This window comes from Borreliella japonica (assembly GCF_900099615.1).
GTDB classification, from domain to species: domain Bacteria; phylum Spirochaetota; class Spirochaetia; order Borreliales; family Borreliaceae; genus Borreliella; species Borreliella japonica.
Genome location: NZ_FMTE01000002.1, coordinates 82,949 through 108,651, shown reverse-complemented (window position 1 = coordinate 108,651; position 25,703 = coordinate 82,949). Strand labels below are relative to the sequence as shown.

29 protein-coding genes, 1 tRNA gene and 1 pseudogene are annotated in these 25,703 nt (G+C 27.7%); 10 read left to right on the top strand and 21 right to left on the bottom strand.

Annotated features, from left to right (window positions below; translation table 11 throughout):
- Window positions 1-2: 2 nt before the first annotated feature.
- The 5 genes from BLO14_RS00480 to BLO14_RS00460 form a co-directional block, all read right to left on the bottom strand.
- Window positions 3-1,511, bottom strand: coding sequence for a GldG family protein (locus BLO14_RS00480; protein WP_091971687.1), 1,509 nt, complete (start codon window positions 1,509-1,511; stop codon window positions 3-5).
- Between the two features lie 4 nt (window positions 1,512-1,515).
- Window positions 1,516-2,250, bottom strand: coding sequence for an ABC transporter permease (locus BLO14_RS00475; RefSeq protein WP_091971684.1), 735 nt, complete (start codon window positions 2,248-2,250; stop codon window positions 1,516-1,518).
- Window positions 2,247-3,176: an ABC transporter ATP-binding protein gene (locus tag BLO14_RS00470; RefSeq protein ID WP_091971680.1), complete on the bottom strand. Its 930-nt coding sequence runs from the start codon at window positions 3,174-3,176 to the stop codon at window positions 2,247-2,249. Before BLO14_RS00470 ends, BLO14_RS00475 begins: the two co-directional genes overlap by 4 nt.
- 8 nt (window positions 3,177-3,184) lie before the next feature.
- Entirely contained in the window at window positions 3,185-4,144 is a 960-nt protein-coding gene (locus BLO14_RS00465) for a ribonuclease Z (protein ID WP_091971676.1), read from the bottom strand.
- A gap of 190 nt (window positions 4,145-4,334) precedes the next feature.
- A complete protein-coding gene (locus tag BLO14_RS00460; RefSeq protein WP_091971673.1) occupies window positions 4,335-5,402 on the bottom strand; it encodes an NAD(P)/FAD-dependent oxidoreductase in 1,068 nt (355 codons plus the stop codon).
- Between the two features lie 208 nt (window positions 5,403-5,610).
- On the opposite strand from BLO14_RS00460, the gene BLO14_RS00455 reads away from it, so the two are divergent.
- The 3 genes from BLO14_RS00455 (at window position 5,611) to BLO14_RS00445 (ending at window position 7,062) form a co-directional block, all read left to right on the top strand.
- The gene (locus tag BLO14_RS00455; RefSeq protein WP_091971671.1) at window positions 5,611-6,207 is read left to right on the top strand and encodes an ATP-dependent Clp protease proteolytic subunit; all 597 of its coding nucleotides are present in this window, start codon (window positions 5,611-5,613) and stop codon (window positions 6,205-6,207) included.
- A 46-nt stretch (window positions 6,208-6,253) separates the two neighbouring features.
- A complete protein-coding gene (locus BLO14_RS00450; RefSeq protein WP_091972266.1) occupies window positions 6,254-6,913 on the top strand; it encodes a hypothetical protein in 660 nt (219 codons plus the stop codon).
- 65 nt (window positions 6,914-6,978) lie between these two features.
- A tRNA-Leu gene (locus BLO14_RS00445) sits at window positions 6,979-7,062 on the top strand.
- Between the two features lie 15 nt (window positions 7,063-7,077).
- On the opposite strand, the gene BLO14_RS00440 is transcribed toward BLO14_RS00445, so the two are convergent.
- Entirely contained in the window at window positions 7,078-7,932 is an 855-nt protein-coding gene (locus tag BLO14_RS00440) for a DUF368 domain-containing protein (protein ID WP_091971667.1), read from the bottom strand.
- A gap of 38 nt (window positions 7,933-7,970) precedes the next feature.
- Window positions 7,971-8,300: a nucleoside triphosphate pyrophosphohydrolase family protein gene (locus tag BLO14_RS00435; RefSeq protein ID WP_091971664.1), complete on the bottom strand. Its 330-nt coding sequence runs from the start codon at window positions 8,298-8,300 to the stop codon at window positions 7,971-7,973.
- 110 nt (window positions 8,301-8,410) lie between these two features.
- On the opposite strand from BLO14_RS00435, the gene BLO14_RS00430 reads away from it, so the two are divergent.
- Window positions 8,411-9,298, top strand: a complete 888-nt coding sequence (locus tag BLO14_RS00430) for a LysM peptidoglycan-binding domain-containing M23 family metallopeptidase (RefSeq protein ID WP_091971661.1) — start codon at window positions 8,411-8,413, stop codon at window positions 9,296-9,298.
- A 242-nt stretch (window positions 9,299-9,540) separates the two neighbouring features.
- On the opposite strand, the gene BLO14_RS00425 is transcribed toward BLO14_RS00430, so the two are convergent.
- From BLO14_RS00425 to flgF, 14 genes and pseudogenes are all read right to left on the bottom strand, one after another.
- Window positions 9,541-10,899, bottom strand: coding sequence for a sigma-54-dependent transcriptional regulator (locus BLO14_RS00425; protein WP_091971658.1), 1,359 nt, complete (start codon window positions 10,897-10,899; stop codon window positions 9,541-9,543).
- A 2-nt stretch (window positions 10,900-10,901) separates the two neighbouring features.
- Window positions 10,902-12,050 carry a two-component system sensor histidine kinase NtrB gene (locus BLO14_RS00420; protein WP_091971655.1) on the bottom strand — a complete coding sequence of 383 codons (1,149 nt, stop codon included), beginning with the start codon at window positions 12,048-12,050 and terminating at the stop codon, window positions 10,902-10,904.
- A complete protein-coding gene (locus tag BLO14_RS00415; protein WP_091971652.1) occupies window positions 12,047-13,093 on the bottom strand; it encodes a hypothetical protein in 1,047 nt (348 codons plus the stop codon). Before BLO14_RS00415 ends, BLO14_RS00420 begins: the two co-directional genes overlap by 4 nt.
- Window positions 13,094-13,105: 12 nt before the next feature.
- Window positions 13,106-13,594 carry a CvpA family protein gene (locus BLO14_RS00410; protein ID WP_091971649.1) on the bottom strand — a complete coding sequence of 163 codons (489 nt, stop codon included), beginning with the start codon at window positions 13,592-13,594 and terminating at the stop codon, window positions 13,106-13,108.
- Window positions 13,591-14,682 carry an undecaprenyldiphospho-muramoylpentapeptide beta-N-acetylglucosaminyltransferase gene (murG, locus tag BLO14_RS00405; protein ID WP_091971647.1) on the bottom strand — a complete coding sequence of 364 codons (1,092 nt, stop codon included), beginning with the start codon at window positions 14,680-14,682 and terminating at the stop codon, window positions 13,591-13,593. The genes BLO14_RS00410 and murG overlap by 4 nt, the downstream gene beginning before the upstream one ends.
- Window positions 14,683-14,838: 156 nt before the next feature.
- A complete protein-coding gene (locus tag BLO14_RS00400) occupies window positions 14,839-15,633 on the bottom strand; it encodes a PfkB family carbohydrate kinase (RefSeq protein WP_091971644.1) in 795 nt (264 codons plus the stop codon).
- Window positions 15,608-16,649, bottom strand: a pseudogene (gene tsaD, locus BLO14_RS00395) (tRNA (adenosine(37)-N6)-threonylcarbamoyltransferase complex transferase subunit TsaD). Before tsaD ends, BLO14_RS00400 begins: the two are co-directional and overlap by 26 nt.
- Window positions 16,646-17,512 carry a divergent polysaccharide deacetylase family protein gene (locus tag BLO14_RS00390; protein ID WP_091971638.1) on the bottom strand — a complete coding sequence of 289 codons (867 nt, stop codon included), beginning with the start codon at window positions 17,510-17,512 and terminating at the stop codon, window positions 16,646-16,648. Before BLO14_RS00390 ends, tsaD begins: the two are co-directional and overlap by 4 nt.
- Before the next feature lie 50 nt (window positions 17,513-17,562).
- The gene (gene rpoS / locus BLO14_RS00385; protein WP_091971636.1) at window positions 17,563-18,363 is read right to left on the bottom strand and encodes an RNA polymerase sigma factor RpoS; all 801 of its coding nucleotides are present in this window, start codon (window positions 18,361-18,363) and stop codon (window positions 17,563-17,565) included.
- A 141-nt stretch (window positions 18,364-18,504) separates the two neighbouring features.
- Window positions 18,505-18,825 (bottom strand): rod-binding protein, encoded by a 321-nt coding sequence (locus BLO14_RS00380; RefSeq protein ID WP_091971633.1) that lies wholly within the window; start codon window positions 18,823-18,825, stop codon window positions 18,505-18,507.
- Window positions 18,815-19,813, bottom strand: coding sequence for a flagellar basal body P-ring protein FlgI (locus BLO14_RS00375; protein ID WP_091971630.1), 999 nt, complete (start codon window positions 19,811-19,813; stop codon window positions 18,815-18,817). The genes BLO14_RS00380 and BLO14_RS00375 overlap by 11 nt, the downstream gene beginning before the upstream one ends.
- Window positions 19,814-19,983: 170 nt before the next feature.
- Window positions 19,984-20,574, bottom strand: a complete 591-nt coding sequence (locus BLO14_RS00370; RefSeq protein WP_330220013.1) for a hypothetical protein — start codon at window positions 20,572-20,574, stop codon at window positions 19,984-19,986.
- Between the two features lie 52 nt (window positions 20,575-20,626).
- Window positions 20,627-21,424, bottom strand: a complete 798-nt coding sequence (gene flgG / locus BLO14_RS00365) for a flagellar basal-body rod protein FlgG (RefSeq protein ID WP_091971624.1) — start codon at window positions 21,422-21,424, stop codon at window positions 20,627-20,629.
- Window positions 21,425-21,436: 12 nt separating this feature from the next.
- A complete protein-coding gene (gene flgF, locus BLO14_RS00360) occupies window positions 21,437-22,285 on the bottom strand; it encodes a flagellar basal-body rod protein FlgF (RefSeq protein WP_091971622.1) in 849 nt (282 codons plus the stop codon).
- Between the two features lie 257 nt (window positions 22,286-22,542).
- Between flgF and BLO14_RS00355 the strand changes: the two genes are divergently transcribed.
- The 6 genes from BLO14_RS00355 to obgE all read left to right on the top strand — a co-directional run bounded on the left by BLO14_RS00355 (window position 22,543) and on the right by obgE (window position 25,678).
- The gene (locus BLO14_RS00355) at window positions 22,543-23,112 is read left to right on the top strand and encodes a DUF2147 domain-containing protein (protein ID WP_091971619.1); all 570 of its coding nucleotides are present in this window, start codon (window positions 22,543-22,545) and stop codon (window positions 23,110-23,112) included.
- A 63-nt stretch (window positions 23,113-23,175) separates the two neighbouring features.
- Window positions 23,176-23,706 carry an adenine phosphoribosyltransferase gene (locus BLO14_RS00350; protein WP_091971617.1) on the top strand — a complete coding sequence of 177 codons (531 nt, stop codon included), beginning with the start codon at window positions 23,176-23,178 and terminating at the stop codon, window positions 23,704-23,706.
- Window positions 23,707-23,763: 57 nt separating this feature from the next.
- Entirely contained in the window at window positions 23,764-24,075 is a 312-nt protein-coding gene (gene rplU / locus BLO14_RS00345) for a 50S ribosomal protein L21 (protein ID WP_091971614.1), read from the top strand.
- Window positions 24,076-24,080: 5 nt separating this feature from the next.
- On the top strand, window positions 24,081-24,401 hold the full coding sequence (locus BLO14_RS00340; RefSeq protein ID WP_091971611.1) for a ribosomal-processing cysteine protease Prp: 321 nt from the start codon (window positions 24,081-24,083) through the stop codon (window positions 24,399-24,401).
- Complete coding sequence (gene rpmA / locus BLO14_RS00335; RefSeq protein ID WP_091971608.1) at window positions 24,401-24,652, top strand: 50S ribosomal protein L27; 252 nt, start codon at window positions 24,401-24,403, stop codon at window positions 24,650-24,652. Before BLO14_RS00340 ends, rpmA begins: the two co-directional genes overlap by 1 nt.
- 36 nt (window positions 24,653-24,688) lie before the next feature.
- Window positions 24,689-25,678: a GTPase ObgE gene (gene obgE, locus BLO14_RS00330; protein WP_091971605.1), complete on the top strand. Its 990-nt coding sequence runs from the start codon at window positions 24,689-24,691 to the stop codon at window positions 25,676-25,678.
- The last annotated feature ends 25 nt before the right edge of the window (window positions 25,679-25,703 follow it).

Below are 25,703 nucleotides of genomic sequence, written 5' to 3'. Positions count from 1 at the left end.
TCTTAATTTGCTTTTCTTTTTCTAGTAAATCTAACAAGTCCAAATATTAGTATTGCTGTTGGAAGAATAATTAAGTTAACAATTATTAATGAAAACTTTGCATTGACCATTTCGTTTGAAGAGCTTGTAAATTTTAATTTAGCTCGCACTTCTCTGGACTTAATATTAAAAAATTCTTCTTTTTGCATTAAATAATCTGAAATTCTTCCTGATAGTTCAAAGTTCGATGGAGAACCGTTGTACATGTAATCACTAAATATCATGCTTGATCCTGTTAGGATTATTTTAGAATTTTTGGAATATTGTTCTTTGTAAAGGCTTTTAATTTTTCCTTCAATTGCATATCCTAATATTTTAAGTTTATCCTCTTCAAATTTATTTGGAACTTCAAATGCATTCAAAGATATGTTTGAAAGATTAGGCTCTTTAACTTCCCACGATTGTTTGGAGCTTGCAAATAGAGGTAAAAATTTTATTTCCTCTGAATCTTTTTTTACAAGTTCTAATGAGCTGCTCCAAGGAATTGTAGCAGAATAAAAATTTTTCAGTAACGGCATGTCTTTTTTTACAATATTACTATTGTCTATTAAGGCCCATGGATAGTAAGTTTGGAAATTGCCACCTAAAAAGATTGTGGGCGCTCTTTTATCGAGAATAATATTGCTGTTGTATTTTATACCATAATTTTCAAATAGATCAAATAGTTTAGATTTAATAGGATTTATTCCATATGGATTTTGAGGATTGTAGTCAATTGCGCTTGTTGCAACAAATATTTTTCCATCATTAACAATAAAATCGTCAATTTTTTTTACAATCTCTTCATCAATTTCTTTAGCACCAATAATGAATAATCCATTAATCTCTTTTTTTATGTCTTCTAATTTTTCAGTTTTTAAATCTATTTCTTTTATTTCAATGCCAAATGCTTTTTTCATTATTTCGGAAAAGTTTTTGTGTGCTTCTTTTAAAGTGCTATCTCCAAAAGCAAGCCCTAAAACTTTTTTTGTATTGTTTATTAGCTTGTCAAGTCCATTCGCAAGGTCATATTCTAAATTACTGATTTCTGTTACAATTGGTATTATTTCTCTTTTCCCCTCGTAAATAAGTTCAATTCCTGAATATATCTTAAGTATTGAGAGTTGATTGATATCTCTTAAGTCGATTTGCTGAGAAGGAATGCCAATGTGTTCTAATGGTGTTGAAATTTTATCAGCATCAAGCTCTTTATAAATTACCTTGCCTTTTGAAGCATCGGAAAAACTTATTAAAAAATTTTTTATTTGGTTTGGAAAAGCAAAATAGTTTTCAAGACTTCCTGAATTGTAATATGTTATATATATTGTTTCATTCGCACTTGTAAATAAATTTTTTGTAACTTCAGATATTGTAAAAGCTTTATGCTTTGTAAAGTCTATTTTAAAAATGAAAATAGATATGTTGCAAAAAATCAAAAAGATTATTGTAAGATTTAAAGTTAGGTTTAAAACTTCATTTTCTTTATTTTTCATAATTTTATCTCCATTTTTTTAGCGTTATGCTGTGTGTGCTTAGTATTAGAAATGTGATTGTAAATGTAATAAAATAAATAAAGTCTGATAAGTTTAGTATGCCCATATTAAAATAGCTAAAGTGATTAGTTATTGAAATAAAATTAAGCATTTCTCCTATTATATTTTCTTTTCCAAAAATCATAACCAATTTCCCAGAAAATAGTATTAATATCAGTGTAAATACGGTTAGAATGTAAGAGACTATTTGACTTTTTGTAATAGAGGAGATAAATGTTCCCATGCTTAGCACGGAGAGAGAATAAAGAATTATTCCTAGATATTGAAGCAATATTATTCCAAGGTCAAATTCTCCCATGAAAACTGTCATTGTTGTAAGAGGCAAGGTAAGTGAGAATAGTATTAAGGTAAATATTTTAAGAGTAATGAATTTACCCAAGACTATTTCTTGAGGGCTTAGCGGCAGAGCATAAAGAAGTTCAATGCTTCCTGTTTTATGTTCCTCTGAGAATACACCCATGCTAAGTGCTGGCAGCACTAACATCAAAATAATAGGCATTGAAGAGAAATAAGAGGTAAGAGATGCATTGTCTTTAATAAAAAATCCTGATAAAAAAATAAATGAAAAATTTATGAATATTAAAAAAAATAGCATAACAACGTATGCAGTTGGGGTTCCAAATAATATTTTTAGTTCTTTTTTAGAAAGCGATAAAGATTGCTTTAAGTCTATTTTCATTTTTCTATCTCCTTGGTTAATTTGCTAAATATCTTTTCAAGGCTTTCATGTTTTGGGACCATTGCTTTTAAGATTATATTATTTTTTACTATGTAACTAAAGAGATCTTCTTCTGTTTTGCCTTGAGATAGTTTTAATGAAATGTTTAAATTTCTCTCGTGTTCTTCAAGTTGCATTAATGTAAAAATATCGTTTTTGCTATTGAAAATTTTTTTTTCATTTTCAGATTTTTTTAAAACTATTAATTCTATTTCAATCTCTTTAAGTTTATTTTTAATAATATTTTCTTTTGTGTCATCAGCAACAATTACTCCGTTGTTGACAATAATTATTCTTTTACAAATAGATTCTACTTCGCTTAGTATGTGTGAAGAGAATAATATTGTACTTTCTTTTGTGAGTTCTTTTAAGAATTCTTTAAATTCAATTATTTGATTTGGATCAAGACCATTTGTTGGTTCATCGAGTATTACAAGTTTGGGATTGTTTATTAAAGCACCAGCTATTCCTACTCTTTGTTTAAATCCTTTTGAAAGTTGAGAAATCAGTTTATCTTCAACTTCTTTTAATTTGAATATGCTTACTACCTTGTCAATTTCTTTTTTGAATTTTTTAACTCCTTTTATTTCTGATATGAACTTTAAATATTCTTTAACAGAAAGTTCTGGATAAAGAGCTAGTTTTTCAGGAACATATCCTATTTGTTGTAGTATTTCTTTTGAATGTTCTATAATGTCTTTTCCAAAAATTTTTACATTACCTTTGCTTGGATAATGAAATGATGTTAAGATTTTGATTAATGTGGACTTTCCGGCTCCGTTTGGGCCAAGTATTCCAAGCACTTCGCCTTCTTCAACCTTAAAGCTAACATTAAATAGCGCTGTAAATGAACCATACATTTTGGTAACTTTTTCTACATTTATCATATACCCTCCTATTTAATAATAAAGTTATTTTTGTTTGCTTCAAGTCTCATTCCATCTTTTGTTAAAAAAATTTCTCCATCTGGATATTCCAATTTTGCCTCCTTTAGTAAATTTTCAAGATCTTTTTTTAATGTATATCTTTCACTAAAATGAATAAGTCCTGTTTGTAAAACTTTTGCTTGCTTGACAATATTTGCAGCTCCACCGGCTGTTAAGTGGAGTTTTTTATCTGCTTCCTTTTTAAGCCCGTTTTTAAATGTGCTTTCAATTATTACGAGGTTAAAATTTTTAATTTGCTGTATGAGTTCTTTAAAATAACCAGTATCTGTAATATATGCAACTTTTAATCCTTTTTTAGACTTTCCAAGTATTTCTGATGGTTTTATTATTTTCCCGTTTAGCAGTATTTCTTTTCCATCTTGCAGAGTTTTTCTAATAGGTCCTTTAGGTATATTTAACTCTTCTGCTTTTTCTGTATTGAATTTACCAGGTTTATCTTTTTCTATGAATAAATATCCAACGCATTCTATTGAATGTTTTAGCCTGGTGTATTCAACTTTTTTTGTTTTATCTTCATATATTATTTTTTCGGTTTTATCTATGATTATTTCTTTATAAATTATTTCATAGTTTTTATATATTTTAAGCATATCTATATTAGTTTTTGTATAATTTTTTATTCCAACAGGTCCAGCAATTATTAATGGGTCTTTTCTTGTTTCTCCACTTTGTGACATTAACATTACTATTCCAAGTAGTCCTGTAATGTGATCAGCATGTAAGTGTGTAATACAAATCATTTTTATTTTTTGCCAAGATATTTTTTGTTTTCTTAAAGACATTTGAGTTCCTTCTCCACAATCGAATAAAAAATTCTCACCATTGTATTCGATTAGCACAGATGATAAATATCTATTGTGGAGCGGTCTTGTTCCTCCAGTTCCTATAATGTTGATATTGAATCCCAAAGATTATTCTCCTGGTTTGTTTTGAAAGTGTTAATTAATTTTAATTGCTTTGCTAAATTTTGCTTCACCTTTAGTTTCTCTTTGGATAAGAATTATTTTAGCTTAACTTAAACATTATATTATTTTTTCATGAATTTAGAAATATTAAGAGATAGAATTGTTTGTCAGTATGGATTTAAAATTCTTGATTCTAAGAATGATGCAAAATATTATAATATTTTGCATATCTTTTAATATTGTAATGATTTGGAATTTTGTCAGTTTTTTCAATATTATTAACTAATAAATTAGATAAGTATGGTGCCATCGAGATGCCTCTTGTTCCAAAGCCATTTAATATGAAGATATTTTTATGTTGGGGATGTTCTCCCAAGAAAGGCTCTCTGTCAAGAGTTGAAGGCCTTATGTGTGCTTTTTGACCAATGACTTTACATTTTAGATTTGTTATTTTTTTAAATTTTTTCAATAATTCTATTTTTGCCCATTCATTTGTAAGTGTATTCCAAATATTCCATTCGTAAGTACCCCCAAGGTAAAATTTATTGCCTTTTAAGTGAATTAAAGATGCGTGTCTATTGTAAACCTCTTTAAAGTTTAATTTTTTGCATTCTAGTATAATGATTTCGCCTTTTGCAGGTTCAAATGGAAGGTAAGAAAAAAATCCTTTGAGTTTTTCTTTATATCCTTTTGCAAATATTAATTTTTCAAATTTGAAATCTTCTATTTTGAAAAAACTTTCTCCAAGTTTAATTTTATTTTCGTCTATATTTTTGTTTATGTATGATTTTTTTTTGATTAAATATTTTTTAATACTTTTTATATAGATTTTCGTATTAATCCTAGCTCCTTTTATTATCATTCCGCCGTTAGAGTCGTTTGAAAAATCATAAATTTTTCCATCTTTTATTTTTAAAATAAAGTTTGTCATGTTTTTATCATTTTCAATTTTATCAAGCAATTCATTTTTTTGATTTTCAGTGGTAAAGGGTCTAAAAATATTTTTTTCTATAAAAAAGTTGGATTTAATGGTTTTTTCTATTTCTTGATAGTAGTTTTTTGCAAATTCAAAAATATGTGATTCTTTCCAGGCAATGTTCATTTTTCTACCCATAATAGGATTAATAAGTCCCCCGGCTATTATTGTTGCTTTTGTATCTTCATCATCAAAAAGAATTACTTTTTTATTTCTTTTAAGTAGTTCGTAAGTAACAGTGCTTCCCGCTATTCCCCCTCCGATAACTGCAAATTCATGATGCATTATAAACTCCTTTTTAGATTTTACCTATTTATAACTTATTTATAAATTTAGAGTATTTTTGACTATAGTGAAGTTTGATTAAAGATTTATTAACTTTTTGCTTTTCAGAAATTAGGTGCAATTGTTTAGTTTTTATGCTTTATTATCATTTAAAAACCTTTTACTTTCAATTATAATATACCATTATATTTTTGTATAAGGGATGTTTATGATCAGTGAAAAAGATAATAATAATTGTGTTTTGCATGATAAATCATTGAAATTAATTTTAAAGAGTAGATCAATAGTGATTGCTGGTGAGATTACTAAGAATATTTCTCGACTTTTTCAGGAAAAAATATTGTTGTTAGAGGCTTTAGATTCTAAAAAGCCTATATTTGTATACATTGATTCAGAAGGAGGCGATATTGATGCTGGATTTGCTATTTTTAATATGATTCGTTTTGTTAAACCTAAAGTTTTTACAGTTGGAGTAGGGCTTGTTGCAAGTGCTGCCGCTTTAATTTTTTTGGCTGCAAAATTAGAAAATAGATTTTCACTGCCTTTTGCTAGGTATTTATTGCATCAACCTTTGAGTGGATTTAAAGGAGTTGCTACAGATATTGAAATTTATACCAATGAATTAAATAAAGTTAAAAAAGAACTTAATAATATCATTTCAAAAGAAACAGGTCAAGAGATTTCTAAAGTAGAAAAGGATACTGATAGGGATTTTTGGTTAGACAGTAGCGCTGCAAAAAAGTATGGACTTATATTTGAAGTTGTTGAGACAAAGTGTCAACTTGAAGAGTTTATTTCTGCTTAGTGTTTTATTTTTTTCCTGTAATTTTGTAGATATAGATTTTAGTGTTTTGGAGCTTAAGGTTGCAAATTTTAATTTAAATAATAATTCTTCTCAAGAATTATTAGATTCTGTTTATAATATACTCAATTCAAGTTTTGATTTAATAATTATCAAGAATCTTGAAAATAAAAATGTTCTTGATTTAATCAATAATAGAGTTTTATTTGGGACTTTTAAGAATGCTTATTTTATTGATCAAGGAAAAGAGCTTTCTATTAGTATTCTCTCTAAGTGTGAAATAAACATTAAAGTTTTAAGCATAATGCAAGATTATGGTGATTTAAAATTAGGATTGCTTGTCGATTTTAAATTTAAGGATAATCGCCATGGCATTGTTATTTATAATTTAAACAATGATTTTATTGGAAATTCTATTAGCTTGCAAATTAATGAACAAATTTTATATTTAAAAGCCCAGATGGATAAATTAATGTTTATTTTAGATGAATCTGAATTTGTTATTTTTGATTTGTTAATCAAAAATGGATTTTTTAACCTAATAAATGATTCAAGTAATATTTCAATGTTGGCAAATAAAATTAATTTTAGAGTTTTTTCCAATTTTTTTGCTAAGGTTTCTTTATGTTCATTTATGTTTGTAATTATAGATTATTTGCATAGCAATCACACTATTGAGAATTTTCCCCAAAAAATAGTTATCAATTGACTTTTTGGATTTATTTTCTTGAAACTTGACATCGCGATATATTATTATTTATTATATTATTCTATGCCGAAGTGGTGGAAGTGGTAGACACACAGGACTTAAAATCCTGAGGAGGAAGCTCCGTACCGGTTCAAGTCCGGTCTTCGGTATTTTCAAGATTTTTATTAATGTTTTTCAGCTATTTTTTTGTTTATAAGCGTTCCTAATATGAATGATGTTGCTAAAGATGCAAAAGTTGTAAAGCTGATTTTAAAATTTAATTTTAATACGATTAACATCATTTGTAGAATTGATCCAAAAATTAAGCCCCTTGATAAATAAATAAAATTATTTAAGTGATTATCTATTATTTTCTTCATTATTAATATTGATACAACTATTCCTATTGTTACGGCTATTGCAAATATTGTAATAAGAGCAATGTTAAATTCGGATATAATGAGTATTATTTCTTTATAAAAGCCGAGTAGTAAAAGCATTGCAGATCCCGAGATTCCTGGCAATATCATTGATGCTCCGCTTATGGTTCCAGAAGATATTAATAGTAAGTAATATTTTATTGAGTTTTTGTCTTTATATATTGTACTTTGCAATTGCATATTAGATTCTTTGATTATTAAAAAAAGCACAATAATGGCCATGCCAATAAAAAACAATAAGTGTTTTAATATTTTTGTATTATTATTTGTTTCTTTTGTGGATATTTCTTTTTTTAGTGTTAGCATACTCCCAAATGTTAACCCCATGAAAAATACTATTAACAATGCTTCTATTATTCCATTGTCAAAGGCATAAGTTTTAAGTATTTTTGTAGTCAATAATATTGAAGTTAGCATTCCTGTTGCCAAAGTAGTTAAAAACATTGAATTTTTTTTAATTTCTTTGAGCTTTAAGATTTCTGAAACAGAATCTACTATCTTGTAATAAATTCTTAATATTAAAGCTAGTGTTCCCCCAGAAACACCTGGGATTATGTTTGCAATTCCAAGTAAGATACCTTTAATATAAGTATTAAGCATTTTTATTTTAGACGTTAAGTGTTTTCAATTTATATACTTTACCTATCATCACCTTCACCATTTATTGTTCCATTTTCATATCGTTTTTGTATTTTTTTTAGGTTTGTAAGGGCAACATCCTCAAGTGTAATGCCTAAATTGTTGCTTAAATTTGATAAGTACCACAAAACGTCCCCGAGCTCTTTTTTAATTGATATTAAATATTCATCATCAATAATGTAATCTTTGTCTCTTCCCAATTTTTTTATTTTTTCAACAACTTCTCCAGTTTCACCAGCAAGACCAAGTGTTGTTAAAATCAATTCTTCTTTTTTATTTTTATACTTAGCAGTTTTTTTTGCTTTTTCTTGGTATTCGTTTAATTCCATGTTGAAAGACAGTCTATTACAGTTTGTTATTATTTGCAAGTCCAAGCACGATTTATTTTTTTTATGTTTTTTATTATATTTGATTAATTAAGTGTGAAAGAATTTGTAATATGGGTAAGATTTTTTTGTTATTTAGAATAGTTTTCTTTTTTTTTAAAATAATTTGTGTTTTTTCTTATCCAGAAATAAAAAATTTTTCAAGAAATGATCCTATTTATTCTGATCTTAAAATTAAAGTTTTTAAATATAATAAAAAACAGCATATTCCCTTGTTTTTTTACTTATATAAAGTTAAAAAAGGAGATACTTTTTTTAAAATTGCTAATAAAATCAATGGGTGGCAGTCTGGCATTGCTACCATTAATTTATTGGATTCTCCTTTTGTAAGTGTTGGGCAAGAAATTCTTATTCCTAGTAGAAAAGGAGTTTTTGTTTTTGATAGTAAAGATTATAGGTTTAATAATTTGCTTTTAGCAACAAGGGATCTTACCAAGGCTGAAAAAGTAAAAATCAAAAAAAATGACAGAGTTTATGAGTTTTATTTTTTTGATTTTGCCAAGAATCCAGATTTTGGACTTTTTTCAGGTACAGAGTTACTTTTTTTTTTAAATGCCAACTTTGTGTTTCCTTTAAAAAAATTTATTGTTAGTTCTGATTTTGGATTTAGAAATGATCCTTTTACTGGCAATAAAAGTTTTCATACAGGGATAGATCTAGCGGCTCCGATGAATACGGAAGTGTATTCTTCTTCTTCTGGAATAATTATTGAAGCTGGGTACAATGATCTTTATGGTAATTTTGTTGTAGTTGGTCACAAAAATAATATTAAATCTCTTTATGGACATTTAAATTCATATTCTGTAAAGATAGGAGATTTTGTTAAATCAGGTGAATTTCTTGGAAGGGTGGGGCAAACGGGTCGTTCTACAGGCCCCCATTTACACTTTGAAATATTAAAAAAAAATATTCCTATTAATCCTTTAAATCTTTTGAAGTAAATAGGCTGCAGTCAACTAAACATAATATTATTAAATGATATTGATTATCAATAAATAATGATGTATAATTATTTATCCAATGAAAATATTTTTACACTTTTGCATTATAATTTTGAAAGAAAGTGTTTCATTTTAATATAATTATTAACATTAAAAAATTTTTTGGTTTCAAAATTATACATTTAATTTAAATTAGTATTATTATTTTGTATTGACTATTATTTAATAATTTAAAATAAATCTTATTGATCGATGCGATATTCTATTATTTTATTATGTAAAGTTTTTCTTCCTATTTTCAATATTTCGGCGCATTTGCTTTTGTTGTTTTTGGAGTGAAAAAGTGTTTGCTTTATTATTTCTTTTTCAGCTTCTTTTAAGCTAATTCCTATTGGTAGTGTTATTTTAAATATAAGATTTTCATTATTCTTAATTTTTGATGGTAAATCTTCTTTGGTGATTTGCTTGCCTTTTGATAATATTAACGCGCTTTCGAGTACATTTTTTAATTCTCTAATATTTCCTGGCCAATCGTAATAATAGAGAGCTTTCATTGCATCACTAGAGAGAGTTTTTTCTTTTCTATTGTTTTCCTTTGCAATGTCTCTTATTAGTATGTTTGTTAAATGGGATATATCATCTTTTCTTTCTCTTAAAGGTGGTATGTTTATATTAATGATATTTAATCTATAAAATAAATCTTCTCTGAATTTTTCCTTTTTAATTTCCTCTTCAATGTTTTTGTTTGTTGCAGCCAGAAGTCTAATGTCAACTTTAATTGTAGCTTCTCCTCCAACACGTTCAAAGGTTTTATTTTGCAGTACTCTTAAAAGTTTAACTTGAATTTCAGGCGAAATTTCTGCTATCTCATCTAGGAAAATTGTACCTTTGTTTGCAAGTTCAAATCTGCCTTTTTTTTGGGAAATTGCGCCAGTGAACGCTCCTTTTTCATGGCCAAAAAGTTCACTTTCAAGGATGCTCTCAGAAAGTGCAGCGCAATTTACTTTTATAAATGGCTTGTCATTTCTATTTGAAAGATCAAAAATAGCATCGGCTATTATTTCTTTGCCAACGCCGCTTTCGCCTGTTATAAGAACAGATGCATTTGATTTTGCTATTTTTATTACAAGATCAAAAATTTTTTGCATTAATAGTGATTTTCCCATGATTTTTTCATAGTATTTTAAATCTTTTCTTATTAGTATATTTTCTAAATTGACATTTTCGGCATTGTTATTTTCTTTTTTATTTAATGATCTTTTTATTATTAGCAAGAGTCTTTCAAGATCTAAAGGTTTTGTTAGAAAATCATAAGCACCCTCTCTCATTGCATCTACAGCAGAATCAACTGTTCCGTGGGCTGTTAAAATAATAAAAGGTATTTTTAAATTTTTTTCTTTAACTATTTTGAGCAATTTTTCTCCAGATATGTGAGGCATTCTCAGGTCAGATATTATTACATCAAGATTTTCATTTTCAATTGTTTCAAGAGCTTCTTCTCCGTCGCTAGCAGTAAAAACAAAATATCCTTCATCCTCAAGATAAGTAGCAATTCCTTCTCTAATATTCTTTTCATCATCAGCTACAAGTATTTTGCTCATTTTTAATATCCTTCAATTAAAATATTTTTTTTATTTAGTTTAGGAAGCGTAATTGTAAAAATAGTGCCTTTGTTTTCTTTGCTTTCCACAAAAATTTCACCCCCAAGCTCTTTTATTATTTTATAAGAAATAGTAAGCCCTATTCCACTTCCTTTTTCTTTTGTACTAAATTGAGGTTTAAATATTTCCTCTTTTACTTCATCTTTTATCCCATTTCCATTATCTTTTATGTTGATATATATTTTATTGTCTTTTTCGAAAAGAAAAATTTCTATTTTTTTTATTTCTTTTTTTGTTTCAAGCAGTGCTTCTTCTGCGTTTTTAACGATGTTTATAATAACTTGTTTTAAAAGTTTCTCATCAACAAGAATATTGTTTATTTTGTTTAAATTGAGCAATAGTTTTATATTTTTGTTTTCTAATTCAGGATTTAACAATTCACTCACGCTGTTTATTACCCGTTTAATGTCTTTTTCTTGTAAGTTGATTTTTATTGGTCTGACAGTTAATAAAAATTCTGTTACTATTTTATCTACTCTGTTTATTTCTTCTTTTATTACTTTAAAATAATTTTCAGCTTTACCATTTTTTATTTTTTGTTTTTTAATTTCCTTTTTTAGTAATTGTAAATTTATATCGATTGCTCCAAGTGGGTTTTTGATTTCATGAGCAATATTTCTTGCATTTCTTGTAAAAGATGCCAAAGCCTCAACTCTCCTAAACAGTTCTTCTTTCTTCTTTTTCTCTTTAATGTCTTCGATTAAAATAATATTGCCTTCAAGTTTTTTTTCTTTTACATAAGGCATAAATGAAATTTTAATATATATGTTGTTTGAGATTGGAACTTCTAATCCTATTATTTTATCTTCTGTTCTAACCAGTTCTTTTATTAAATTTATTAAGATTGGAATTTGAATATCATCAAGAATTTCTATTTTTGATTTAGATGTTAAAGCTAGAATTTGGTATAAAATCTTGTTTGAATAGATTATGTTGTTTTGTTTGTCAAGCACAATTATTCCTTCATTAATTGATGCAAATATTCCGTCATATATTTCTATTTTTTTGTATATTTGTTCAATAAATTTAATTTTTTGTTCATTAGATAATTTGTTTAGCTTTGTTAAAGCTTTTTTGAAAAAATTATTCATATCTCTTCGTAATTTAGCATCAAGTTTTCTATTATTAATTTTTTATTTTGATTATAAGGGCGATATTTGTAAACATTTTTCAAATATTCTGTATATTTTAGATATTGGTTAATATTTATCTTGTTTTCTAAAAAATCTTTTCTAATGTTAATTGTAAGTTCGTTTAAAAATATTTTAAAGCTTTGATCATCTTTTATAAATTCGATTTCTTCAAGATTAAATATGGATTTTTTTTCTTTTATTATATTTAAAATTTTTATTGATTCTTTTTTTATTTTTTTACTTTCTTCTTTGTAAAATGAGGTGAAATACTCCTCAATTGTTATATCCTCGTTTATTAGAAAGCTTTCTTTAAATCTTTTAACTTCTAATATTCTTTCTGGTTTTGTAAAATTGTAGATTCTAAGTCTTGAAAGTATTGTTTTTGGTATTTTGTTCTTATTTCTTGCTGATAAGATAAAGTAAATATTTGAAGGAGGCTCTTCTAGTATTTTTAAAAGCGAGTTGTGTACATTAAATGATAAATTTTCGATTTCGTTTATGTAGATTACCTTTGGTTTTTCTTTTTCAGAAAAAATCCAAGTTTGAATTTTTTTTACATCATAAACAGTGATACTATGATTTAGTTCTTTGTTTATATTTTCTATATTTTTTATAAGTTCATTTTTTATGTTTATATTATATTCTTTTTGATAATAAACAGAATTAATGTAGTTGATATTTTTCTCTATTTTTTTCAAATTTTTTTCATTACTGAAATAACATTTAGTAAAAATTACAGTTTTAATGTATTCTAAGTATTTATTTACTATCTTATGCGAATTTGTAAAAAGGTGTGCTTTTGCTTCTATTGTATCTAGATTTGAGAAAATGAGCAAATTAGGGTTTGTTAAGTTTTTTTCGTTTAATATTTTTTTTGCAATCTCAATTGCGCTGGCCTTTTTTGACGAAAACTTTTCTCCCAGCAAAAGAATTGCATTTGGCAATATTTTTTGATCATATTCGTTTATTATGTCTTTGGCAATCTTGGGAAGTATTGTCATTGTTGTTTCCTTTTATTTTGTTTTTGAGATTTTAAAGAGATAGTTTATTCCGGGGGTTAAATAATCAAGAAGTTTGCTTTCTTTTAGAAAATATTCAGGTTTAAATATTTGTTGTGAGTGTATTATGTAAACCACGATTGCAATTATTCCAAAAGCTTCAAGTAGACCAAGTACTAAGCCTAGTATTCTATTGAAGAATAATAATTTAAGTTGACTTATTATTGATTCTATTAGGGATTGCAGTATCAAAAATCCTATATGTATGAGCAGAAAAAATACAAGTAGTGCTTGAATATAGGATAATTCAATAATAGGTTCAACCAGTCTTCTAAACTCTTCAGTTTTTTTGTAAAGTAGTAGTATTAAAACAAAAACTTCGGCAAATCCGCTAATTTCTTTAATAAATCCTCTTAAAAATCCTCTAAATCCTAAAGATGTAAAAATTATTATTATTAGTATGTCTACTATTCCGGTTATTTTTACAGGATCGTTTGCTATCATTTGGATTTTGTCTCCTTAATATCTTTTATTAGTAATTTGGCTATTAAAGTTGAAGAATGCTTATTATTGAATTTTTTGATATTTGCTTTTAGAGAGTTGATTTTTTCTGTATCTTTTAAAGTTTCTTTTATAATTTTCAAAATATTTGTATTTAAAATTTCATCTTCATCTATATAAATGCAGGCATTTTGATTTTTTAGTAATTTTGCATTTTTAATTTGATCTCCTCTAGAGCCTTTTTTAAATGGAATCAAAATTACACATGCGCAAGCATTTGCAAATTCTTTTATTGCTCCAGCCCCAGCTCTGCTTATTATTATATTGGAAAATTTAACTATGCTTGCCATTTCTTGTGCGTTAAAAAATTGTCTTCTTAAATAATTGTCTTCTTTTAGGTCATTTAAGTTTTTCCCCGATTGATGGACTAAGTAGATCTTTGTATCCTTTTTAATACGAAGTGCAAGATTGTTTAAAGCATTAGCACCAAGAGATCCCCCAAGTATGCTAACAATTGGTTTGTTAGTGTTTTGAGTTAATTGTTTGATGATTTTGGGATTTGGAGTTAAAAACTCTTTTCTTATGGGAGATCCCGTGTAAATAATTTTTTTGTGGTTTTTAAAGTATTTTTCACTTTCTTTGAAACTTATGTGTATTTTGTTTGCAAATTTAGAGTTAATTTTTGTTGCAAGTCCGGGATCTAGGTCCATTTCATGGGTTATTCTTTTTATTTTTAGCAAACTAGATGCAATAATTGTAGGAGTTGATACAAATCCCCCAGTTGCATAGACAATCTGAGGGTTATATTTTTTTAAAACGTAAAAGCTTTTTATTATTCCAAGTATTACTTTGAAAAAGTCAGTAAAGTTTTTAAAAGAAAAATAGCGTCTAAGTTTTCCGCATGGGACCGAAATAAATTTAATATTGTTTTGTTCTTTTATCAATCTTTCTTCTATAGAATTTTTTTTGCCTATCCAAAAAAATTCAATTTCATTGTCAAGTTCTTTTAATTTTTGTATTATGGATATTCCTGGAAATACGTGACCTCCAGTCCCACCTCCTGTAAAAAATATTATTTTTTTATTTGACATATATTTTTTTACTCATAAAAACAATAGATCATTTGCTTTGTAATAAATTTTTTGTGTACTTTATTTTAATATTATATTGCAATGCAAATTTCCCTTTGTATTAAAAAATTAGATTCAATATTCAATCTTTAAAATTGAATCTAATGAAATTTAAATTCAAAATGTATTTTTTAAAAAATTTTCAATCCGAACTCCTTCTTTTTTTAAGACATTTTCTTTAATCGAATCTTTTATTATTAAGTGAATAGCTTTTGTTGTTTTTTCCAAGGCCTGTTCTATTTCAAATTTTTCTAAGTATCCTATAAGCAAACTAGTAAATAAATCTCCCGTTCCACTGAAATTTTGTTCTAATCTTTCTAAGAAAAACTCCGAGTATTCTTTGCTTTTGGGATTGTAGCAAATATTTCCTAAAAGATCTCCTTTTTTGATGCTTGTAACTACTACTACTCCTTTTGTATCAAGATTTGATATTGCTTTTATGATGGCATCTTTGTTATTAAGTTGTGTCCTTTTGCTTAGCATTTCAAGCTCTGTGATATTGGGTGTTATTATGTTTGCATATTTTATGATTTTTCTAAATCCACCAATTATTTTATTATCAAATATAGGGTAAATTTTTCCATTGTCAGCAAATACAGGGTCAATTACAATTTTTTCAAATTTTATCAAGTTAATTATTTTTTCTATTATTGTTTGTTGCGTTTCGCTTCCCAGAAATCCTGTATAGAGTATGTCAAAATGTTCATTTTGTTCTTTCCATATCTTGATAAATTTTTCCAAATGGTCAGTTAAATCCACCATTTCAAATTTTTTATAAGCTGTTGAAGCAGAAAGGACAGCTGTTACAAAAGGACACACTTGCATATTAAACGAAGATATTACCGGTATGCATATTGTGAGAGATGTTCTTCCCATACTTGAAATATCATGCATTGCTAAAATTCTTTTCATTATTTTTTCCCCTTATACTGGTTTTTATAATTTTCTATTCTTGAATTTGCATCAATTTCGATTGGGCTTTCTCCGTATTTTAGATACATATTAAATCCAAGTCCCGCAATCATTGCTCCATTATCTGTACAAAGATCAAGTGGAGGATAATAAGTTTGTATTTTAAGTCTATCTATTTTTTCTCTTAGGTATAAATTGCTTGCAACACCCCCCGCTATTACCAATTTGTTGATTTGAGTATCTTTTATTGCCCTTTTTAGTGGGGTTATTAGATTTTCAAAGGCAGCTTTTTGGAAACTTGCAGCTATATTGTTTTTTGTTGTTGGGTTATCTTTGCTTTTGAATTTTTCGAGTTGGTGTATGCAAGCTGTTTTTAGTCCGGAGTATGAAAAATCATACCAGTTTTCTTTTTTTCTAAAGGTGGTAACTGGAAATTTAAATGTATTTTCATCTCCATTTTTAGACATTTCTTCGATGTTTGGACCCCCTGGAAATCCCATATCATAATGTTTTGCTACTTTGTCAAAAGCTTCTCCACAAGAATCATCTAGAGTTCTTCCAAGTATTTCAACATCATCGAAATTTTTTTGTTTAGCAATCAATGTATGTCCACCGCTTAATAATAGGGATATAAATGGATATTCTATTTTTGAATGCATTAAAGGGGCATAAAGATGGCCTAAGATGTGGTCAATGCAAATAATAGGTTTTTTTAATGAAATTGCTAGACCTTTGGCAAAGTTTAATCCCACTATTAAAGACCCAATAAGTCCAGGTCTGGATGTTACAGCTATTAAGTCAATTTCAGATATTTTAGTATTTGCCTTTTTGAGTGCTTTTATACAAACAGACATAATAGCTTCAGTATGAAGCCTTGATGCAATTTCAGGCACTACGCCGTAATATTTTTTATGTTCTTTTTGATTTAATTTTATATTGCTTAAAATACGAATGCCGTTTTCTACTACAGCTATGCAACAGTCGTCACAAGAAGTTTCTATTCCAAGCACTTTCATCTGATTGTTTCCTCGTAGAGATTTAATAAGTTGTCAAATTCGAATTCCTGGTTTAAATTGGGCTCTTCTTTTTCAAGGACTTTTAGTGTATTTTTAGACCAAATGTGTCCAATTACCCTTACTATTCCACGTTTTCTGGCAATATTTTTTGCTTTTTCAAGTTCTTTGAGTACAGACTCTTCTGTATCTTTGCTGTCAAGAAATACGTCTCTTCTTTCTACTCTAATTCCAATTTCTTTACCTATTGTTTCTGGTACGTTTCCTGCAATAGTTACGCTGTCGAAAAAATATCTGTTAATTTCTTTAAGCTTTATCAAAATGATTTTCATCAAATCTTTATTTGAAGTGATTAAACTACCCATGTGATTGTTCATTATTTTTGCATCAGGATACTTTTTAAATGTTTTTTCAATTTTTTTGTGTATTTCTTCCTTTTTATCTTTTATGTTTATATGAAATTTTTCTATTGAATTTCTATGTTTTGATTGCATTGGGAAATGTATTATTACTGTCTTGTTGCTATTTTTTAGTTTTTTGTATAAACTCATTGATTTTGGTAAAAATGGAATAATAGCATAATTTATTTCAAGATTAAGTTTTATAAATTGTTCTAACATGAATTCATCATATCCCACATCGTCGATGATTAAGTAAAATTTAGGCCTTATTCTGGCTTTTTGATTTTCTTTGTTACTTTTTATTATTAAGTCGTCTTTTTGTATTTTTTGAAACCTGTCTTTAAATGGTGCATTTACAATTTTTGAATTGTTGTTAAAATAGAAAAAGCTTGTAAATGCTTGAGCTGTTGCAATAATAATAGAAATTATAATAAATTTATTTTTTTTAATATAAAATATAAACATTCATGACCACTGACTTACAAGTAGACCAGAACATGTCATGAATGTCAATGTTAATTTATCTCTGCCTTTAGTTTTTTAAGAACTCTTTTTTCAATTTGTCTTACAGTTTCTGATGATATTCCAAGTTCTGTTGAAATATCTTTTAAGGTGCTTTTTTTAGGGCTATTGTCCAGGTTGTATCTTTTTTTGATTATGTATCTTTCTTTTTCAGTTAATTTTGTTTCAAGTACATAATTCAAGTGTTTTAGTGTTGAGTCTTGCTCAAGAGTAATTTCAGGGTTAAAAGAATTATCTTCGTATAGATTCAAGAGTGTTGAATTTTCAGATCCCTCTATTTCTTTATCCAGAGAATATTCTTTTTCAAGATAAGGAATAATTTTTATGTATTGAGCAGGAGATAGATTGAATCTTTTCATTATTTCTTCTTTTTTGGGTGATTTTTCTTCTTCTGTTAAATATTTATTTATTTGTAGTATCAGATTTTCTTTTCTGTATGGAACTTTTACCAATCTAGTTTTAGTGTTTAATGCTCTTTGTAGAGATTGCTTGATCCAGAACGATGCATAAGTTGAAAATTTAGTGTTTTTATTAGGGTCGTATTTTTCAGCGGCTCTTATTAATTCCAAGTTGCCTTCTTGAATTAAGTCCTCAATTTTTAGCCCTTTACCCGCATATCTTTTTATTATTTTTAAAACAAGTCGCAAATTTGCGTTTATCATTTTATTTTTTGCTTTTGCGCTGCCTCTTTGTATTTGTCCTGCAAGTTTAATTTCTTCTTCATGAGTAATTAGCTTATGCTCTCTTACCGACTTTAAATATATGTTTAAATCCTCGTTGCTAAATATATTCATATTAGTATATTTTTCTCCCCTTTCTTGAATATTGTGATTAAGTTTTTATACTTGACTTCCATGCAAAAATTGTGCCAATTTAGTTTAAAACTATTTTTAAGTTAAATTGGATATAATTTTAAGGAAGAAATGTTTTTCAAATTATTTATTTTTTTGCAATTGATTATAAATTAAATTGGCAATTCCAAAGCTTTGAGATTGTGCTATTTGTTTTGCCCTTTGTTCGTAAAGCATGTCTTCAAAAATTTCTTCTACTTGGCCCCCGTTTAGCAGATTTTGATTTTTGTTAAGAGTTTTTTTCATGCTTTCAAGCATTTGCTTGATAAATATAGCTTCAAATTCTAAGGAAGCTTTTCGAAGTTCTTCGTCTTTTTTAAAAGCCTTTTTTATTTCTGTGGGATTTTTAAAGTTATTTATTTGACTTTTAAATTTTAGATTTTGTGAATTAATTTTAGTTTCCATCAATTTCCTCCAAGATAAGTTCCCCATTTAATTTATTGATTTTTTGTGCAGCTTGAATTATTTGAATTAATTCTTTATTGCTAAGATTGTCGGAATTTTTCAATAAGAATTCATTTAATTTCATTGAGTTTATTTGAATTGTTGTTTTATTATTGTCATTTAAAATATTTTGATTGTCTTTTTCAATAGAAAACGTAAACGTTCCTATTGTTGCATTTTCACTTGCTAGGATAATACCATTTTTTTTGTCTATTAGTATCTTAGGATTAGTTTCTATTTTAATATTCTCAATCTCTTCTAATAGACTCATGTTTTTTGCTTCTATTTCTATTGTGCTATCTGATTTAATTTCGTTGTTGATTTTCTTAGAGGCCAATATTTTGTGAATTCTATTTATTAACGTATAATCTCCTTTTTTAAGAATTACATTATAACTGTAGTTAATATTTTGATTCTCATTTATTATTACGCTATCTAGAGTATATTCAGATCCTTTTAATTTGTTATTGGTCTGTATAATTCCTGATGCAATTGCTATTATTTCTCCTTCTTTATTTTTAATATCTGTTTTTAAAAGTATTCCATTTGTTAGATCTTTTGAGTCTAATATTGGTGCAATGAAAGCTTTATGTTTTGAGCCTTTGATTGGATTACCTTTTACTTGGAGGATGACATTTACTAGTGCAATATTTTTGCTTTCTATGCTATTAGAGCTTATTTCATCTATTGTATTGTTTTCTTCTATAATTTTACTTATAAGGTCTTTTTGTTTTAGAGAGTCTCCTTTTCCAGCAAGACCCACTACTATTCCAATGCCTGTTAAAAAATTTGTGTTTGTGGGGCTAATATTTGAAATATCTTTTAATTTTACGCTTTCAGACAGGTTGTCGTTAAATGATTGTTCTACTTTTAGTTCTGTTGAAGCTTTGTTTGTTTGGGCTAATAAGCTTGTTGCAAATGCAATTAACATTAACATTAGTTTGTCCATTTTTTACTCTATTTGTTTTATTCATTTAGCATCTATCATTTTATATCAATTATTGTAATAAATGAAACTTTTTTCGGTAAATTGCTAATTAATCTTTGATTTGTTAAATATTGTTTGTATTAAGGATTAAAATTAATAATTTTTGGATTTAAGGAAAAAAATAAAGCATATTATTCTTTTTGCACTTTGTTTAATCTTATCTCTTCATTTTTGATTATGTTGCGTGTAACTTTATATTTACTATTATTTAATTCATTCAGACTTAAAACATCATTTATTTCGGTTGTGTTAATTTTGTATTTAAAGTAGATGTTGTGTTCATTAAGGATTTCATTTTTTTTTAGATTTTCTTTTGCAAATACAATGGGCTCAATTATATCAATATACATATTAATGTAATTGTGTCTTTTGTAACTTTCAAAGTTTTTTGCATAATAAACTAGAGTTTTTTGAATTGGAATATTTTTGTATGAGTTGTTGCTTTTTACTTTAAATTTTATTTTTTTGAAAAATTTGTCGCCTTTGTCGTCTATGTTTATTTCAGATTCATCAAAGTTGAATTGAAGTATATAGATATTTTCATTTGATAAATTTTTTGTGATATAATAAATCATTTCAAAAATTATTGATTTTTTTGTTAAATGTGGGGGGATATATATTTTTGATAAGCTTTGATTGTTGCATATTTTTGAATACTTTTTTGAAAAGAAATATGTTTTACTAGGAGTAATATTGAAGCACAAATTGTGAGCAGCACTCATAATTGAGCTTGTTGTGAAAAATAAAATAAAAATAAATAATTTTTTCTTTATTTTATTGCCTTTTTAAATTATTTGCGATTCCTAGCATATTGTCAGAAGTTTGAATAGCCTTTGAGTTTATTTCATAAGCCCTTTGAGCTACTATCATTGTTACCATTTCTTCAGCAATAGATACATTCGACATTTCAAGAATGCCTTGTCTTAGTTTTCCCATTCCTTCACTTCCCGGTATTCCTGCTATTTCTTGACCTGATCCAGCTGTTTCTTTGAATAAATTGCTTCCAATAGCACTTAGTCCCGCAGGATTAACAAATCTTGATATTTCAATTTGTCCAAGTTCTACCGGTTCGTTGTTGTCATCAATTTTTACTGACACTATTCCTTGTTCAGATATTGCAATTGAATTTTGAATATATTCTTCCGGGAAAAATATATTAGGCAATACTTTGTATCCTTGGCTTGTTACTAGCTCTCGATTAGAATCGATTTTAAATGATCCATCTCTAGTATATGCATAAGTTCCATCAGGCAGAAGAATTTTGTAAAATCCATCTCCTTCGATAGCAACATCAGTAAGTAAATTGGTGGATTGCATTTTGCCTTGTTCAAATATTCTCTGAGTAGCAGCAATTTTTGTTCCGTGACCAACTTGATTGCCAACAGGTCTTAAAGTATGTTCAGTTGCAGGAGTTCCGGCTCTATTATGGGTTTGATAAATTAAATCCTCAAATTCTGCTCTTATTTTTTTAAATCCCGTAGTATTCACATTTGAAAGATTATTAGCAATTGTGTCTACATTGTATTGTTGTGCAGTCATTCCACTTGCCGCTGTCCATAATGCTCTCATCATAAAATATGCTCCTTAATATTTTCCAATTTCATTTATTAATTTTCCTAAAAGACTATCTTCAGTTTGTATTGTTTTTTGGTTAGCCTCGTAAGCTCTGTTGATTTCAATCATTAAAACCATTTCTTTAATGGCATTAACATTGGAGGCCTCGAGAGCCCCCGTTTCTATTTTAGGCCTTAATAATACATCAATTTCTTGTGCTTTGCCGGATGTTTTCGTCTCAATCCATAAAGAATTTCCTTGTTTTTCGAGAAATCTGGGATTTTCAAAATTTACAATTCTGATGGTATCAAGCAGTTCGTAATTTTCCCAGGAATTTTCATACTCACCAACAAGTTTTCTAGGGTTTGATTCAAAGTTTGAATTGTGGAAGATTTGTCCTTGAGATGTTATTTTAAAATTATTTTTTTTCAGATATATATGTCCTTTTTCACCAAGAACAGGAAATCCGCTTTTTGTAACAAGGATTCCCTCTTTTCCAATAGTAAAAGAACCATTTCTTGTATATCTTTCTCCATCTGAAGTTTGTATTACAAAAAACCCCCGATCAGTAAGTGCTAAATCTAATGGATTGCCAGTAGTTTTTAATGGGCCTTGTTCAAATATTGTATATATTTCATTCTCTTCAACTCCGGTTCCTAGTTTGCCTACAATAGGAGCTGTTTCAAGATGCCCTTTAGGAAATTTATAAAGTCCATCATCATTTAGTCTTCTTATTAGCATTTCTGGAAATGCTTTTTGAATGGATAAATCTTTTTTATATCCAATAAGATCTATGTTTGCCAAATTATTTGATACTACATCAAGCTTGCGCCTTTCTGCCATCATTCCGCTGGCAGCTGTATAGATTCCTCTTACCACGGTTAAATCCTTCAAGACAATTAACTTTATTAATACTAGCATCAATTGTTTTATATAACAATTGATTGACTTATTGTTTTTTCTTAATTTTATATTTTTTATCTAGCTATCTAGATTCTATATTGATAATTAAAATTGTAAAATAAGTTATATAATAATATTTGTGGTTAATTTTAAAATTATTAATCTTATTAATCTCAAATGAGTAATTTAAAAAAAGAATTATAATTTATAATTATTAGTTTTAAGGAGAACCGATGAATAGCATTTTTTCAAAGTTTTTTCTTTTTTTTTGTTTTGCAATGCTTTTATTTGCAAATTCAGAAGATTCAGAAGATTCAAATGAAAGGGAAATTATTAATAAGGCTGAAAACCTTAATTCTGAAGATGAGGTTTTAGGATATTGGGTTGGTTATGATGATGTTAGTAATATAAAAAATTCTATTGTTTATATTTATAAATACAATGGAGAAGTTTATGGTCGAATTTTAACTGTAATAAAAGATGGCAAAAAGTATGATACTGAAAATCCTTCAGGAGACACTGTGGTTGGCTTTGAAAATCTTGCAATAGAAGGTCTTGATTTTATGTGGGGCCTTAAGTATTCTTCTGCTTCTAAAAAGTGGGATAGAGGTAAAATAATAGATCCTAAAAACGGTAAAATTTATAATTCTGAGATGAGCGTTGATAGTAAAACCGGAAATCTTATCACCAAGGGAAAAGTTTGGATTTTTGGCAGAAGTAAAGTTTGGACAAGAGCTAAATTTGATGAAATACCAAAAGTAGACTTGCATAATCTTGTTCCAGCGCCCCCTGTAAGAAAATAAATTTGGTTTTTGGTTTTACTATTTTGAAAAAATACATAAACATATAAATGGGACAAGTATGTTATGAAAAATAAAACAGAGTATTACGATCAGTTTATTGCAAAAGTACCCAATTTCCCTAAAAAGGGTGTTCTTTTTTATGATATTACTAGTGTTTTGTTAAAACCCGAAGTTTATACCTCGTTAATAAATGAGGTATATTCTTTTTATAATCTCAAAAAGATTGATTGCATTGCAGTTGTTGAGTCTAGAGGATATTTAATAGGTGCGCCTTTGTCTTTGAAAATGCAACTCCCTCTTGTTTTAATTCGAAAAGAAGGTAAATTGCCCAGAGAAGTTTTTAGCGAAGAGTATGAGCTTGAATACGGCTTTGGGAAAATAGAGGTACACAAAGACGATGTTAGGATGTATTCCAATATTCTTTTAATAGATGATATATTAGCTACTGGAGGAACTTTAAAGTCGTCTGCAATTTTGCTAGAGAGAGCCGGAGGTAAGGTTAAGGATATTTTTTGTTTTATTGAGCTTTGCGGTATTAATGGTAGACAGATTCTTGAAAACTATAAGGTCAATTCTCTTGTAAGGTACAATTAATTTAATGCTTGACTTTTCTTTTTTATTAAATTTACAATGTTTAGTTGAGGTAATGTAATGTATGCATTGGTAGAAATAAATGGCAAGCAATATAAGGCTGTTGAGGGCGAATTTCTAAAAATAGACAAAATTTCTCCTATTGAAAAAGATAAGTTAGAATTTAATAGTGTTTTGCTTATTAATAAAGACGGAGAGATTAAAATAGGAAAGCCTTATGTTATAAATTCTCTCATTAGATGTACCTATAAAGAAGATAAAAAAGATAAAAAGGTTGTTTCTTACAGATATAGAAGAAGAAAATCAAGTGAGAGAAAGGTTGGGCACAGGCAAACCTATTCTTATATTTTGGTTGATGAAATAGTTTTTTAAGTTTATTGATTAATGTTTTAGTAAAAGTAAAAGACGATGTAATCATTTATCTTTTAGCTAATGGTCATGCTATGAATAAAAATAATGTTAACATTGTTTGCGCCCCTTTTTCTTTTATTTTAAGAACCTTTTTCAGCGTTCTTGATCTTGAAGGTGAGACTTTTATTGTAAAAAATTCAAAAAGAGGCTATTTGGAGTTTAAGCCTTTTTTTAAGGATTTGAGTAAAGAAAGTCTTTTTTATTATAGTAGATTTTTAATTAGAGGCATAAGTGATTTGTGCTTTGAGTATCCTAATGACATTAAATTAGTTTTGGAGGAAAATTAATGGCAACAAGTAAAAGTGGTGGTAGTTCAAAAAATGGACGAGATTCTATATCTAAGCGACTTGGAGTTAAAAGAAGCGGAGGCCAGTTTGTTAAGGCTGGAGAAATAATTGTTAGACAAAGAGGTACAAAATTTCATAAGGGTAAAAATGTCGGTCTTGGAAGAGACTATACAATATTTGCGCTTTTATCTGGTAAGGTGGAGTTTAAAACTTTAGGGGGACGAAAATATGTAAATATTGTTAATATGTAAATATTTGTTAGTTTTAATCGAAAAATTGGAGAAAGTTTGTATAACTTTAAGGATTCTGTAAATATAACGGTGGCTTCAGGCAATGGTGGTTCTGGGTGCGTTTCTTTTTTAAGAGAAAAATTTAATGCAAAGGGTGGTCCAGATGGTGGAAATGGTGGGAGTGGTGGGAGTGTAATTTTTAAGGTAAGAGAAAATCTTCGCACTTTATCTTTTTATAAAAATGGGCATGTGCTTTGTGCTGAAAATGGGAAACCTGGAATGGGCTTTAAGAGAAGTGGTGCTAATGGTAAAGATTTAATTCTTTTTGTTCCTCCAAATACAGACATTTATAATGAAAATGATGGAACTTTTTTGTGTAGGCTTGAAAACTTAAATGATGAATTTGTTATTTTAAAGGGTGGCAGAGGTGGTCTTGGTAATTGTAATTTTAAAACTTCAGTTAGAAGAGCGCCAAGATTTGCTCAACCCGGAGAATCAGGTAATAGTTTGAATGTGCGTCTTGAACTTTTTTTGGTGGCAGATATTGGACTTGTTGGGCTTCCTAATGCTGGTAAATCTTCTCTTCTTAATAGAATAACTTCAGCAAAATCTAGGGTCGCAAATTATCCTTTTACAACAAAGACTCCCCATCTTGGTGTACTTAGATGTTCTTATGATGATTTAATAATTGCAGATATTCCAGGAATAATTGAAGGTGCTAGTTATGGAGTAGGACTTGGAACTAAATTTTTAAAACATATTGCCAAAACTAAAATTTTAGCTTTAGTGATTGATGTTTCTGAAGCAAATTTTTTAGAATCATACAACATTCTTTTAAATGAATTAAAATCTTATAGTTACAAGCTTTTTAATAAAAAAAAAATTATTATTGCCAATAAGCTTGATTTGGATAGTTCTATGAAAAATTTTGATTTCTTGACAAAAGCCTTAGGAAAAGAAAAGATTATCGGTATCTCTATTTATGAGAATAAAGGGATTGATGAACTTGTTAAAGAATTTTTTATTTTAGCTAAAACTTTTGAATAAAATTGATTTTTATTCTAAGCTTTTT

What these genes read in the sequence shown, in the direction of transcription:
- BLO14_RS00480 (WP_091971687.1), bottom strand. Translation starts at nt 1,511, where the DNA reads ATGAAAAATAAAGAAAATGAAGTTTTAAACCTAACTTTAAATCTTACA.
- BLO14_RS00475 (WP_091971684.1), bottom strand. Translation starts at nt 2,250, where the DNA reads ATGAAAATAGACTTAAAGCAATCTTTATCGCTTTCTAAAAAAGAACTA.
- BLO14_RS00470 (WP_091971680.1), bottom strand. Translation starts at nt 3,176, where the DNA reads ATGATAAATGTAGAAAAAGTTACCAAAATGTATGGTTCATTTACAGCG.
- BLO14_RS00460 (WP_091971673.1), bottom strand. Translation starts at nt 5,402, where the DNA reads ATGCATCATGAATTTGCAGTTATCGGAGGGGGAATAGCGGGAAGCACT.
- BLO14_RS00455 (WP_091971671.1), top strand. Translation starts at nt 5,611, where the DNA reads ATGATCAGTGAAAAAGATAATAATAATTGTGTTTTGCATGATAAATCA.
- BLO14_RS00440 (WP_091971667.1), bottom strand. Translation starts at nt 7,932, where the DNA reads ATGCTTAATACTTATATTAAAGGTATCTTACTTGGAATTGCAAACATA.
- BLO14_RS00435 (WP_091971664.1), bottom strand. Translation starts at nt 8,300, where the DNA reads ATGGAATTAAACGAATACCAAGAAAAAGCAAAAAAAACTGCTAAGTAT.
- BLO14_RS00430 (WP_091971661.1), top strand. Translation starts at nt 8,411, where the DNA reads ATGGGTAAGATTTTTTTGTTATTTAGAATAGTTTTCTTTTTTTTTAAA.
- BLO14_RS00425 (WP_091971658.1), bottom strand. Translation starts at nt 10,899, where the DNA reads ATGAGCAAAATACTTGTAGCTGATGATGAAAAGAATATTAGAGAAGGA.
- BLO14_RS00420 (WP_091971655.1), bottom strand. Translation starts at nt 12,050, where the DNA reads ATGAATAATTTTTTCAAAAAAGCTTTAACAAAGCTAAACAAATTATCT.
- BLO14_RS00415 (WP_091971652.1), bottom strand. Translation starts at nt 13,093, where the DNA reads ATGACAATACTTCCCAAGATTGCCAAAGACATAATAAACGAATATGAT.
- BLO14_RS00410 (WP_091971649.1), bottom strand. Translation starts at nt 13,594, where the DNA reads ATGATAGCAAACGATCCTGTAAAAATAACCGGAATAGTAGACATACTA.
- murG (WP_091971647.1), bottom strand. Translation starts at nt 14,682, where the DNA reads ATGTCAAATAAAAAAATAATATTTTTTACAGGAGGTGGGACTGGAGGT.
- BLO14_RS00400 (WP_091971644.1), bottom strand. Translation starts at nt 15,633, where the DNA reads ATGAAAAGAATTTTAGCAATGCATGATATTTCAAGTATGGGAAGAACA.
- BLO14_RS00390 (WP_091971638.1), bottom strand. Translation starts at nt 17,512, where the DNA reads ATGTTTATATTTTATATTAAAAAAAATAAATTTATTATAATTTCTATT.
- rpoS (WP_091971636.1), bottom strand. Translation starts at nt 18,363, where the DNA reads ATGAATATATTTAGCAACGAGGATTTAAACATATATTTAAAGTCGGTA.
- BLO14_RS00380 (WP_091971633.1), bottom strand. Translation starts at nt 18,825, where the DNA reads ATGGAAACTAAAATTAATTCACAAAATCTAAAATTTAAAAGTCAAATA.
- BLO14_RS00375 (WP_091971630.1), bottom strand. Translation starts at nt 19,813, where the DNA reads ATGGACAAACTAATGTTAATGTTAATTGCATTTGCAACAAGCTTATTA.
- BLO14_RS00370 (WP_330220013.1), bottom strand. Translation starts at nt 20,574, where the DNA reads ATGAGTGCTGCTCACAATTTGTGCTTCAATATTACTCCTAGTAAAACA.
- flgG (WP_091971624.1), bottom strand. Translation starts at nt 21,424, where the DNA reads ATGATGAGAGCATTATGGACAGCGGCAAGTGGAATGACTGCACAACAA.
- BLO14_RS00355 (WP_091971619.1), top strand. Translation starts at nt 22,543, where the DNA reads ATGAATAGCATTTTTTCAAAGTTTTTTCTTTTTTTTTGTTTTGCAATG.
- BLO14_RS00350 (WP_091971617.1), top strand. Translation starts at nt 23,176, where the DNA reads ATGAAAAATAAAACAGAGTATTACGATCAGTTTATTGCAAAAGTACCC.
- rplU (WP_091971614.1), top strand. Translation starts at nt 23,764, where the DNA reads ATGTATGCATTGGTAGAAATAAATGGCAAGCAATATAAGGCTGTTGAG.
- rpmA (WP_091971608.1), top strand. Translation starts at nt 24,401, where the DNA reads ATGGCAACAAGTAAAAGTGGTGGTAGTTCAAAAAATGGACGAGATTCT.